We start from the raw sequence: 11,234 nt of genomic DNA, 5'->3' as shown, positions 1-11,234 counted from the left end.
ACGGACTACACGGAGGAGGGGGATGAGGAGAACCCCCCCACCCCCCCCCCCCCCCCCCCCCCCCCCCCCCCCCCCCCCCCCCCCCCCCCCCCCCCCGCCCCCAGTGGTGGAGGACTGCGTCGGCGGGCGAATCCACCGCGCGTTGGCGCAGAGCGCCGGGTGCAAATGGCGGCTCGCACGGGCGTGACCGGCAGGTCGGGCTGCGGGTAGCTGTGCCGGATCCGCCTCGCGGGCGGATGCACTGCTGCGAGGCGGATCCGGTCCGGGTGCTGCTTCTGCGGGGTTAGGGGTTCTCGACCTCGACGGCGTAGAGGCCGCGGAGGCGGCCGTCGCCGGCGTCGGACTGGGAGGGGTAGAGGATCTGGACGTCGACGGGCAGCGGGGTGCCGGGGTCGATGGTGTGGGAGCCGTCGTTGGGGGACCCAAGGACGACCGTTCCCTCCAGGCCGTCCTTGATGACCCGGTACCACTGGGTCTGCTGGGGGTTGACGCGGGTGCGCGAGGGGACGTCGAAGGCGATCTCCCAGGCTGTCACGCGGTGTTCGTTGGCGGCCAGGGTGAGGTTGTAGCTGACGAGCCAACCCTTGGCGTCCTCGGGCCAGGTCTGGTCCCACTGTCCGGCGATCTTCTGGCCGACGGTGATCAGCGGCAGTTCGGCGGTGGTGGTGACCTGGCCGGACTGCTGGGCCGCGGTATTGGCGCGGGTGGCGGAGGTGATCCGGCTCGTGGTGGTGAAGTCGCCTTCGTGGTGAGGGTCGACGGTGCCCCTCAAGGTGATCACCGCCTTGCTGCCCTTGGGCAGGTTGAGCGGCTGGTGGAGTTCGCCGTCGGTAGCGGTTCCCGGGCCGCACACCGCGCCGTTCTCCCCGCGGCATGTCACCTCCACGTCGAGCAACTGGACGGGGACGTCGCCGCGCACGACGGCGTCGGGGGCGTCGTTGGGCCCGTGGTTCTGGACGCCGATGGTGTAGGAGATCCGATGGCCGGCCTTGGCGGTCAGCGGGCCGCTCATCTCCAGCGGCATGGCGACGGGCAGGGCGACGGTGAGGTTGCGGATGCGGTGGGCGGCGGTGGCCCCGCCGGTGCCGGCGCCGAACCCGAGCTTGAACGTCGCGGGCATCTGCACCTGGCCCGGGCCGGCGGCCAGGTCGAGATTGTCGATCAGCACCGCGCCGTTGGGGTCCGAGGTGCTGGAGCGCCGCACCGTCAGGCGCCCGCCGATGACGGTCACCTGCAGATGGGCCCCCACCCCCCAGCCGCCCCGGAACCCACCCGGCACCTCGACACCGGCCAGCCAGGCGAAGCCCGTGAGCAGGTCCCCGGAGCCGCGCACACCCGCAGTGTCGGGGCTGCGGCCGGGACCGCCGGGGCCGCATGAGGGGGCGGCGAAGTTCCCGAAGTTGTCGAAGCCGACGCCCACATAGCCGGCAGTGACGCCGGGGAGGTTGACCGAGCCGTCCTTGATGTAGGAGTAGCCCAGCGCCCCGCCGCGGGCCCCGGGCTGCGTGGTACGGCTCCCGTCGATCAGGTAGAGGCTGAACCCGTCCCCGAGACCCTGGGCCCCGCCGCCCTCACAGGAGTAGTCGAAGTCGATGCTCACCCCGAGCGAGGAGGAGAACGGTTGGTCCAGGAACGCCGTACCCGCCTTCGAGGGGGTGTTCGGCGTCAGCTCCAGGGCGCCCTCGTTCAGCCGCGCGCTACCCAGCAACTGCCAGTGCTCATTCTCCGGGGCTGTGCCGGTGAACGACTCGGTGATGGGGAACTGCACCTGCTGCTGTGCGGCGTCGGGCGTCTGACCCGTCATGGAAGCTCCTCTTCGCTGGACCGGCACTTTCTCGCGGCCCGCAGTGGACGCGAACCGCAGGGACCGTGACGGCCCCGGCGCTGACCATGCCCAAACCCCCGACATCGTACGCCTGGAGGCCTACACAAAGTGACGATAGATCACCTGTGAGTGTCGCGCGGATGTGCGGGGGCCGGGGGGGATGGGAGCGCCGCGTCTACGATGCGGCCGTGTGGGAAGTGGGGTGCGGTGGTGTCCGCCGTTGGTGTGCCGGAGGCCGCTGGGCGCGGTGCGACCGGCCTGGCGGCCCTCGGGGTGGGCGGGGCGGTGGTGGTCACGTGCGGGTGATGGTGAAGGGGATGTGCTTGCGGAGGTCCTGGACGAAGACCTTTCCTTCCAGGACTGCGTCACCGACGGCAGCCACCAGCAGCAGGCCGCCGAACTCGACCGGGCGATCGACACCCTGACCCGGCGCTCGCCCTGGCAGCCGCCGTCCTGCGCCGGCCCTGAGCTCAGTCCTGAGCTGCGCCGAGCCACCTGTCGAGCGCCTCGCCGAGCCCGTCCGGGGCCTCACCGCTGTCGCCCGCCCAGGCGACGAAGCCGTCCGGGCGGACCAGCAGGGCGGCCGGCGTGGGCTGTTCGGGGCAGGGGGAAGTCACGATCCGCAACCGGTCGCGGTGGCCGTCGGCGCGGGCGCGCAGCTCGGGGTCGTCGGTGAGGTCCAGCAGCAGCGCGCGGCCGTCGTGCAGGTGGTCGGCCAGTTTGCTGCCGTCGGCGAGTGCGAGGTCCGGTGCGCTGCGGCCGACCAGCGGGTGTTCGCCGGGCAGGTCGTAGCGCTGCCACACGCCGGAGAGCTGCTTGACGAAGTAGGTCGTCCCGGCCGCGGTGTCGGCCAGCTGGGTGACGACGTTGCGCAGCGCGCTGCTGCCCGGCTCAGGCCGCATCAGCGCGACCTGCGCCCTCGTCCAGTCCAGGACCCAGGCGCCGATCGGGTGCCGCTCGGCGGTGTAGCTGTCCAGCAGGCCCTCCGGCGCCCAGCCCTGCACGGTGGCGGCGAGCTTCCAGCCGAGGTTGATCGCGTCGCCGATGCCGAGGTTGAGCCCCTGGCCGCCGAACGGGGAGTGCACGTGCGCCGCGTCGCCGGCCAGCAGCACCCGGCCCGCGCGGTAGGTGCTCGCCTGGCGGGCGTTGTCCGTGAAGCGGGTCGCGCTGTGCACCTTGGTGATCGTCACGTCCACGCCGCTGACGTTGCGCAGGCTGGCCTGCAACTCCTCGGTGGTGACCGGCGACTGGCGGTCCGCGGGCGGACCGTCGAACTCCACGGTGAGGATCCGGCCCGGCACCGGCCCGTGCACGTACGTCCCGACCGAGGTCCGGTTCCAGCCGGCGCCCAGGGCCTCGGAGCCGGTCATCTCCACTATCGCCTGGTGGCCGGTGATCTCCGGGGCCGTGCCGGGGAAGTCGAACCCGGCGAGCCGGCGCACCGTGCTGCGGCCGCCGTCGCACCCGACCAGCCAGCCGGTTCGGATCGGCGCACCGCCGTCGGTGTGCACGGTCACCCCGTGCTCGTCGGTGTCGAAGCCGGTCAACTCCACGCCCCGGCGCAGCTCGACGCCCAGCTCGGCCGCGCGCTCGCCGAGCACGTGCTCCAGGGCGGCCTGCGGGACGAGGGCGGCCTTGTCTACGGGGCCGCGGTCGGCGAAGTCGGGGTCGTCGGCGGGGTCGAAGCGGTCGAAGCTCAGCATGATTCCGGCGAAGTGCCCGGCGATCCGCTGCGGCGCCCGCGTGGGCACTGCGCTGTCGGCGGGCGCTTCGCCGTTGGCGGGCGCTTCGCCGTTGGTGGGCACTTCGCCGTTGGTGGGCGGCCCGCCCGGGCGGCGCTGCCGGGTGAACTGGGCGAACTTCTCCATTGCCTGCGCGTGGATCTCTTCGAGCGCCGGGAGCAGCCCGCGCCGGTAGAAGGCCTCCACGCTGGGCGTGTTGATGGCGCCCGCCTTGACCGTCTGGTCCACCTCGGTGAGTCGTTCGATGACCAGCACCGAGGTTCCGGCGAGCCGGATCTCGCAGGCCAGCATCAGCCCGACCGGCCCGCCGCCCGCCACCACCACGTCGTAGTCCGTGCCTACGTCGGTGCCTGCGTCTGTGCCTGCGTCTGTGCGCATGTCCGTGTTCATGGCTTTACTTTAGTCACTAAAAATCTGTGGTGGGTATAATTTCGGTCATGGATGTAGCCAGGACCCCAGACGCCGGCGACGAACCGCAGTCCCGGAACCTCACGATGCGTCAGCGCAAGAAGGTGCAGACCCGGCAGCGGATCTCCGGCGTGGCCACCACCCTGTTCCTGGCGCGCGGGTTCGACCAGGTCACCGTCGCCGAGGTGGCCGAGGCGGCGGAGGTCTCGACCATGACGGTCTTCAACTACTTCCCGCGCAAGGAGGACCTCTTCCTGGACCGGATCCCGGAGGCTGTCGAGCTGTTCACGAGCGCGGTGCGCGACCGCCCGGCCGCCGAGTCCCCACTCGCCGCGCTGCATCGCCTGATTCTCGAACTCATCGACGAGGGCTACCCGTTGGCGGCTCTGCGGGATCGCTTCACGGCCTTCTGGCAGGTCGTGGTGGACTCCCCGTCGCTGCGGGCGCGGGCCCGCGAAGGCGTCGAGGAGCTGGAGGGCGCGCTGGCCGAGGTGATCGCGCAGACCTCGCCGGACCCGCAGCCCCGGCTGACCGCCGCGCTCGCCGTCGCCGCCTATCGCACCGGCTGCCTCACCTCTGCGGGCCGGATGCTGGCGGGGGAGAGTGCGGCGGCGGTCGACCCCGATCATCGCGCCCTGCTGGACGCGGCCTTCGGTGCGCTCAGGCGGGCGCTGCCGCTGTCGTAGCGCCATCGCCGTCGTAGCGCCGCCGTGGGCACGGACGCGGACGGCGGGCGGCGGGCGGCCGACAGGCCGAAGTGGCCTGCGGTCGCCCGCCGTTCAAAATCCCTGCGACTACTCGACGACGAGCGAGACCGGGATGCCCCGGGTGGGTTTCGCAGGCGCCTTGGCCGGGCCCCCAATAGCCGCTGGCCGGGTCGCCCGTCCTTCGGCCACCTGGGATCGGTGTGGCCGCGTTCGGGTCTGCGGTCAGCTCTCGACCATGAAGGAGCGCGGGTGCGAGTTGAACCTGACCGAACGGCCGGCCGACACGCTGAACAGCGACCCGCCGGTGCAGTCCTCGCCCCAGTAGAAGCGGACCGTGCTGTCCGTCGCGTTGTTCACGCCTGACAGGGGCCCCTGTGCCTCCCTCGGTACGTCGTAGCAGCCGGGGGCCGGGTCGAGGTACGGCACGCCCGGGCCGCTGCCCGACCCGCCGGGGAAGATCACGTTGTAGAACGTCAGGGTGCCCGTGGCGGCCTGGGCGGACGTGGGGACGGCCACGGCCAGCGTCCCTGCGGCGATGAGGGTACCGATCGTCGTGACGAGGCGTCGCATGATGGGACCTCCGGTACGCCGGGTCGCCAGGTGCGACCCGTGATCGCAACCAACGGTAAGGCTGCGTACGCGAATCGTCACCGGCGTGAAGGGGTGCGAACGGCGCGCGAGGGCCGTGTCGCTGCCAGGTGAAAGCCCGACGGGGGCGCCGTCCCGTCGGGCCTCCGTGGTGCCGATGACCTGCGGGTGCTCCGAGTCGGGCATTGCGCTTGAACCCTTTCCGTCGCCGCCGTGGCGCCCGCCCGTCCGCGGCCGGAACGGGAAGGGCCCCTGGGGCGGGAGTGGGGCTCCCGGCCCGGGGGCCCGTGGTGCGTCCGGCTGGTCAGGACGCTGTGGCAGCGCCGATCAGTGGTCGGTGGCAGGCCACCGCGCGGCCTGGTGCCACCTCCCGCAGCTGTGGTTCCTCGGTGGCGCAGCGGGTGTCGGCCAGGGGGCAGCGGGTGCGGAAGCGGCAGCCGCTGGGCGGGGCGAGGGGGGAGGGCGGGTCGGTGGGGAGGAGGCCGGTGTCGCGCAGCGGGCGGCCGGGTTCGGGGACGGCGGCGAGCAGGGCGGCGGTGTAGGGGTGGGCCGGGGCGGCGAGGACGGCCTCGGTGGGGCCGCGTTCGCAGATGCGGCCGAGTTGGAGCACGGCCACCTCGTCGCTCACCGCGCGGACCACGCCGAGGTCGTGGGAGATGAAGAGGCCGGCCAGTCCGCGTTCCTCGGTGAGCCCGCGCAGCAGGTTGAGCACGGTGGCCTGGGCCGAGACGTCGAGGGCGGAGACCGCCTCGTCGGCGATCAGGACGCGCGGTCCGGCGGCCAGGGCCCGGGCGATGGCGACCCGTTGGGCCTGCCCGCCGGAGAGCTGGTGGGGGCGGCGGTCGCCGAACAGGGCGGGCGGCAGGCCGACGGCCGCCAACTGCTCGGTGACGACCTGCTCGCGGTCGCGGGCCGGGTCGGGGTGGGCGTCGAGGGGTTCGGCGACCAGGTCGCGGACCCGGCGGTGCGGGTTGAGGGAGGAGAGCGGGTCCTGGAACACCAGCTGGAGGCGGGGCCGGACGGCCCGCAGGGCGCGCGGGGAGAGGGTGGCGAGGTCGGTGCCGTCGAGGGTGACGGTGCCGGTGGTGGGTGGGGGCAGCCGCAGCAGGGCCTTGGCGATGCTGCTCTTGCCGGAGCCGGACTCGCCGACCAGGGCGAGGGTGCGGCGCGGGTGGAGGGCCAGGTCGACGCCGCTGACGGCGTGCAGCGGGCCGGAGCGGGTGCGGTGGACGACGCTGAGGCCGGTGGCCTCCAGGACGGCCGTTCCGGGAGCGGCGGCGCCGGGAGCGACGGCTTCGGGGGCAGCGGCGTCGGGGGCGGTGGTCATGCCGCGGGCTCCAGTTCGTCGGGTGAGGGCGAGGGCGAGGGCGACGGCGCGTCAGGCGGCGCGGTGAGCGGGAAGTGGCAGGCGGCGGTGTGGCCGTCCGCCGCGGTGTGGGTGGGCGGTGCGGTCGTGGTGCAGAGGTCCGTCGCCAGTTCGCAGCGCGGGGCGAAGGGGCAGCCGGGGATGGGCCGGGTGAGGTCGGGCGGCGAGCCGGGGATCGCGGGCAGGGTGCGGCGCAGCGGGCCGGTGACCCGGGGTACGGAGCGCAGCAGGGCCGCGGTGTAGGGGTGCCGGGGGTGGCGGGTGACGGCCTCGGTGGGGCCGGTCTCCACGATCCGGCCGCCGTACATGACGGCGATCCGGCGGGCCCGCCCGTACAGCAGGCCGATGTCGTGGGTGATCAGCAGGGTGGCGAGGCCGCGGCTGCGCCGGTGCTGGTCGAGCAGGTCCAGGACGGTGCGCTGGACGGTGACGTCGAGGGCGGTGGTGGGTTCGTCGGCGAGCAGCAGGGCGGGTTCGCCGGCCAGGGCGGCGGCGATGCCGACGCGCTGGCGCAGGCCGCCGGAGAGCTCGTGCGGGTGGGCGCGGGCCCGCCGGGCGGGGTCGGGGACGTCGACGGCGGCGAGCAACTCGGTGGCGGTGCGCAGCCGTTCGCGCCGGGAGAGCCGGCGTCGGTTGGTGAGGGACTCGGTGACCTGGTCGGCGATCCGGACCACCGGGTTGAGCGAGGTCATCGGGTCCTGGTGGACCATGGCGATGCCGGTGCCGAGCAGTTCGGCGCGGCGGGTGCGGGAGGCGGCGAGCAGGTCCTCGCCGTTCAGCCGGATCTCGCCGGTGGCGACGGCCCTGGTGGTGCGGGACTCGACGCCGAGGACGGCGCGGGCGAGCACGGACTTGCCGGAGCCGGACTCGCCGACCACGCCGAGGCACTCGCCGGCCGCGATGGTGAGGCTGACGCCGTGCAGGACGTGCAGGGCACGGCCGTCGGGGGTGTGCAGGACGGTGTCCAGCGAGCGGACGTCGAGCACCGGGACGTCGAGGGCGGGGACGTCCAGGGCGGGTTCGTCGAGGTCGGGGGCGGAGGTCATCCGCGCGCTCCCTTCGGGCCGGCGGGACCACCCGAACGCAGGTGCTCCCCGAGGTAGTTGAGGGCGAGGACGGTCAGGCAGAGCACGGCCGCGGGCGCCAGCGAGATCCACGGCGCGCTGCCGAGGGCCGTGCGCCCCTCGGCGATGATGCCGCCCCAGGAGGGCTCCGGCGGGCGCAGCCCGAAGCCGAGGAAGCTGAGCGAGCCCTCGGCGACGATGGCGACGGTGGTGGCGGTGAAGGCGAAGGTGAGGGCGGCCGGCGCGACGTGCGGGACGATCTCGCGGCGCAGGACGCGCAGCGGGGCGGTGCCGAGCATGCGGGCGGCCTGGACGAAGCCGCGTTCGCTGAGCGAGAGCACGACGGCGCGCACCACCCGGGTGAAGTGCGGGACGGTGAACAGCCCGATCAGCGTGCCGATCACGGTGAGGCTGGGGCCGCGCAGCGAGACCGCGATCATCACCAGGATCAGGCTGGGCACGGACATCAGCAGGTCGGTCGCGAAGCCGATCGCCTTGTCGAGCGGGCCGCGGAACCAGCCGGCGGCGAGGCCGAGCGTTCCGCCGCCGAGCAGGCCGACCAGGATGGTGAGGGCGGCGACGGTGAAGGAGGCGCGGGCGCCGGCGACGGTGCGTTGCAGGACGTCCCGTCCGGCGCTGTCGGTGCCCAGCCAGTGGCCGGGGCCGGGGGCGGCGGCGGGGTGGGCGAAGTCGCCGTGCAGCGGGTCGAAGCCGGGCAGCAGGGGCAGCAGCAGGGCGGCGAGGGCGACGACGGCCAGCCAGGCCCCGGCGGCGAGCACGCCGGCGGGGGGCCGGCGGCGGGCGGTGCGCGCCGCGACCGTCTCGACGGTCACGACTGGGGTCTCAGCGGTGCTCATGGGCGATCCTCGGGTCGATCGTGCGGTACAGCAGGTCGACCGCGAAGGTGGCCGCGACCACGCCGACGGCGCTGACCACCACCACGGCCTGGACGACGGGGAAGTCCCGGCCGGAGATGGCCCCGGCGGCCAGGCTGCCGACGCCGGGCACCGCGAACAGCGACTCGACCAGCACCGAGCCGCCCAGCGAGGTGCCGATGCCGATGCCGACCAGGGTGACCAGCGGCAGGCTGGACGGTCGCAGGGCGCGGCGCAGCAGCAGCCGGGTGGTGCCCATGCCGCGGCTGCGGGCGGCGGCGATGTACGGCTGGTCGAGGGTGTCGAGCAGTTGTCCGCGCAGGGTGCGGGTGAACACGGCGGCCTCGGTGAGGCCGAGGGTGAGGGCGGGCAGCACCAGGTGGCGCAGGTTCTCGGCCGGGTCCTCGGTGAACGGGGTCCAGCCGGTGGCGGGCAGGATGCGCAGTTGGACGGCGGCGAGCCAGATGAGCAGCAGGCCGAGGGCGAAGCCGGGGACGGCGAGCCAGCCGAAGGTGCCGGCGGTGGCGATCCGGTCGAAGGTGCCGTCGGGCCGCCAGGCGGAGAGCAGGGCGACGGGCACGGCCAGGGCGAGCGCCACCAGCTGGGCGGCGAGGAAGAGTTCGAGGGTGACGGGGATGCGGTCGGCGAGTTCGGTGGTGACGGCGGCTCCGGTGGACAGCGAGTGGCCGAGGTCGCCGTGCAGGGCGTCGGCGATCCACTGCCAGGTGGCGGCGAACAGATTGCGGTCCAGGCCGAGCCCGGCCTCGTAGGCGGAGATCTGTTCGGGGGTGGCGGTGGGGCCGAGGGCGGCGACGGCGGGGGAGCCCGGCATCAGGTGGGGCAGGTACAGGGCGGCGACGGTGACCAGCAGCAGCACGGCCGCGGCGCGGCCGAGCCGCCCGCCGTGGCGCAGCGCGGTGCGGGTGCGGGGGGTCACCGCTTCACCCACAGGGGGGCGGGGGAGACGTTGAGGACGGTGCGCTTGGACAGGTCGGGCAGTCCGCCGACCTTGGCGCCGGCGAGGAAGCCGACGGTGTTCTCGGTGAGGAAGGCCATCGGCACCTCGCCGACGACCCGCCGGGCGGCCTGCTGGTAGGCGGCCGCACGCTTGGCGGGGTCGGTCGAGGCGCGGCCCTCGGCGATTGCCTTCGAGGTCTCCGGGTCGGACCAACTCATGAAGTTGTAGGGCGAGTTGGACAGGTAGAGATTGGTGAGCGCGGTGTCGGTGTCGCCGAACATGCTGGTGGGGAAGTCGATCACCTGGAACTTGCGCTGGAGCATCGCGGTGCCCAGGCCCGCGGCGTCGAGAGGCTTGATGGTCACCTTGATCCCGGCCTCACCGAGCATCTGCTGGATCACGGTGGCGCGCTGCTGGCCCTCGGGGCGGCTGTCGACGAGGTAGTCGAAGGCGAGGTCGGGGTGGCCGGACTCGGCGAGCAGGTCCCGGGCCTTGGCCGGGTCGTGGGCCGGGTACCCGGCGGCGGTGCGGTACGGGGAGCGGGAGCCGATCGGGCCGTCCGAGACCTTGCCCTGGTCGAGGGAGACGACCTTCTCCAGGGCCTCGCGGTCGATCGCGTACTGCACGGCCCGGCGGACCCGCACGTCGTCGAAGGGCGTCGACGCGGTGTTGAAGACCATGGTGGTGGTGCCGCCGGGCCCGGTGGCGCTGCGCAGCCCGTCGGCGGCGGCCTGCTTGAGCTGGCCGGGCGTCTCGGTCCAGATCAGGTCGGTGTCGCCGGAGCGCAGCGACTGGTAGCGGCTGTCGGTGTCGGTGAGCACCCGGTAGACGAGCTTGTCGGCGTGGCCCTTGGCGCCCCAGTACGCGGGGTTGCGGGTGAGGGTGACGGAGACTCCGGGTTGCACGCTCTCCACGGTGTACGGGCCGGAGCCGACGGCGGGGGAGTCGCCGGACGGGGCCTCGGAGACGTAGCCGAGGGAGCGGGTGAATATGTTCGGGAAGGCGGCGTCGGGCGCCTTGAGGGTGAAGGTGAGGGTGGTCGGGCCGGAGACGGTGGTGGCGCCGATGGTGGCTGCGTCGATGGCGCAGGCGCACTTGCTCTCCGGCTTGGCGAGCCGGGTGACGTGGTCGGCGACGGCCTGGGCGTCCAGCGGCTTGCCGTCGCCGAACTTCACGCCCTCGTGCAGGTCGAGGGTCCAGACCGTGGCGTCCGCGTTGGGGGTGAAGGACTTGGCGAGGTAGGGCTGGACGGCGCCGTTGTCGCCGTTGACCATCAGCGGGTCGTACAGGGCGTTGGCGAGGACCATCATCGGCATCGAGGTCAGGGTGCCGTCGGCCGGGTCGAGCTTGGCGAACGGCCGGTCCAGGCCGATCTTGAGCGTGCCGCCGTCCACGGCAGGCCCGTCGTTCGCCGCGCCGGTGTTCCCGGCGCCGGAGCCGGAGACCGCGTCGTCGGAGGCGGAGCAGGCGGTGAGGGTGAGCGCGGCCGTGCAGGCCGCCGCTACCAGGAGGTGGGTGTGCCGCTTCATGGTTCCTCGGTTCGGGGGAGTGGGGGCGGCCTGGGGGAGTGCGACCGCCGACGCTTCACACCATTCCGGAAGTGGCAGTACTGCCAAAAGGCAGTTGTGCAAATTTCAGATGACGGAACCCGGAAGAGTCGGCGCTCGCCTTGAGCGAGCACGGTCGGACGTGATTCGGTAC

At 73.5% G+C, this 11,234-nt stretch carries 9 protein-coding genes; 1 reads left to right on the top strand and 8 read right to left on the bottom strand.

What is annotated here, in order from left to right:
- Positions 1-283: 283 nt before the first annotated feature.
- Positions 284-1,804 (bottom strand): hypothetical protein, encoded by a 1,521-nt coding sequence (locus AC07AL_RS28050; protein WP_478318625.1) that lies wholly within the window; start codon positions 1,802-1,804, stop codon positions 284-286.
- Between the two features lie 491 nt (positions 1,805-2,295).
- On the bottom strand, positions 2,296-3,945 hold the full coding sequence (locus AC07AL_RS28045) for an FAD-dependent oxidoreductase (protein WP_478318623.1): 1,650 nt from the start codon (positions 3,943-3,945) through the stop codon (positions 2,296-2,298).
- Positions 3,946-4,004: 59 nt separating this feature from the next.
- On the opposite strand from AC07AL_RS28045, the gene AC07AL_RS28040 reads away from it, so the two are divergent.
- Positions 4,005-4,661: a TetR/AcrR family transcriptional regulator gene (locus tag AC07AL_RS28040; protein WP_400809425.1), complete on the top strand. Its 657-nt coding sequence runs from the start codon at positions 4,005-4,007 to the stop codon at positions 4,659-4,661.
- 243 nt (positions 4,662-4,904) lie between these two features.
- Here AC07AL_RS28040 and AC07AL_RS28035 read toward each other — a convergent pair whose 3' ends face one another.
- The 6 genes from AC07AL_RS28035 to AC07AL_RS28010 all read right to left on the bottom strand — a co-directional run bounded on the left by AC07AL_RS28035 (position 4,905) and on the right by AC07AL_RS28010 (position 11,062).
- The gene (locus AC07AL_RS28035; protein WP_363581001.1) at positions 4,905-5,252 is read right to left on the bottom strand and encodes a hypothetical protein; all 348 of its coding nucleotides are present in this window, start codon (positions 5,250-5,252) and stop codon (positions 4,905-4,907) included.
- 322 nt (positions 5,253-5,574) lie between these two features.
- Positions 5,575-6,597, bottom strand: coding sequence for an ABC transporter ATP-binding protein (locus AC07AL_RS28030; protein ID WP_400327873.1), 1,023 nt, complete (start codon positions 6,595-6,597; stop codon positions 5,575-5,577).
- Positions 6,594-7,682 carry an ABC transporter ATP-binding protein gene (locus AC07AL_RS28025; RefSeq protein WP_478318621.1) on the bottom strand — a complete coding sequence of 363 codons (1,089 nt, stop codon included), beginning with the start codon at positions 7,680-7,682 and terminating at the stop codon, positions 6,594-6,596. Before AC07AL_RS28025 ends, AC07AL_RS28030 begins: the two co-directional genes overlap by 4 nt.
- Positions 7,679-8,557, bottom strand: a complete 879-nt coding sequence (locus tag AC07AL_RS28020) for an ABC transporter permease (protein WP_363581007.1) — start codon at positions 8,555-8,557, stop codon at positions 7,679-7,681. Before AC07AL_RS28020 ends, AC07AL_RS28025 begins: the two co-directional genes overlap by 4 nt.
- On the bottom strand, positions 8,544-9,512 hold the full coding sequence (locus AC07AL_RS28015) for an ABC transporter permease (protein ID WP_478318619.1): 969 nt from the start codon (positions 9,510-9,512) through the stop codon (positions 8,544-8,546). Before AC07AL_RS28015 ends, AC07AL_RS28020 begins: the two co-directional genes overlap by 14 nt.
- Entirely contained in the window at positions 9,509-11,062 is a 1,554-nt protein-coding gene (locus AC07AL_RS28010; RefSeq protein WP_363581011.1) for an ABC transporter substrate-binding protein, read from the bottom strand. Before AC07AL_RS28010 ends, AC07AL_RS28015 begins: the two co-directional genes overlap by 4 nt.
- Positions 11,063-11,234 lie beyond the last annotated feature (172 nt).

Source organism: Kitasatospora sp. NPDC043949 (assembly GCF_056435365.1).
This window is presented reverse-complemented; position numbering and strand designations above follow the sequence as displayed.